The sequence below is a fragment of the Brachyspira sp. SAP_772 genome, from assembly GCF_009755885.1.
Taxonomy (GTDB): domain Bacteria; phylum Spirochaetota; class Brachyspiria; order Brachyspirales; family Brachyspiraceae; genus Brachyspira.
The window spans coordinates 1-513 of the sequence record NZ_VYIX01000382.1 but is presented as its reverse complement, the minus strand read 5'-3'; the positions used below and the strand labels follow the sequence as shown (position 1 = coordinate 513).

The 513-nt window shown below is 28.3% G+C and carries 2 pseudogenes; both read right to left on the bottom strand.

Annotated elements, in window-relative coordinates:
- Positions 1-312: pseudogene (locus GQX97_RS14630) on the bottom strand (DUF115 domain-containing protein); the annotation flags it as partial.
- Positions 313-513: pseudogene (locus GQX97_RS14625) on the bottom strand (polyprenyl synthetase family protein); the annotation flags it as partial.

Genomic DNA, 513 nt, shown 5'->3' with positions numbered 1-513 from the left:
GATATTAAGTTTCTTTATAGCATTGATTAAATAACCGCCCCCAATACCAAATATAAATACCACATCAACATCATCTTCTATTTYTTTAATTAAAGTATTAGCYTCTTTTATAGGGTCATAAGCACTATGAAGCAAAACRCTCTTTCCATTCTTTATAACTTTTGCTGAAAGGTTKTTAGATTTTGTTTCAATAACCTCYAAAGAAATATCATCTTCTTTTTTASYRCTWTCAAGYAAATCTARAAAATTAAKAGGATATGCTTTTATATTTTTTTTAATGGCATTTAAATTATTTTCTCTAATTTCTATCATTCACGATTTTCTCTCTACTATATAATTTGCAAGCTCAATTAATATATTTTTTGCTTCGTTATCATCGTATATATTTAAATAATCTATAGCCTCTTTTGAAGTCTCTATTGCCTTCTCTTTTGCCCCCTCAAGCCCAAACTGTTTAACATAGGTAAGTTTGCCCTCTTTTTCATCTTTACCCACAGTTTTACCAAGAGTTTC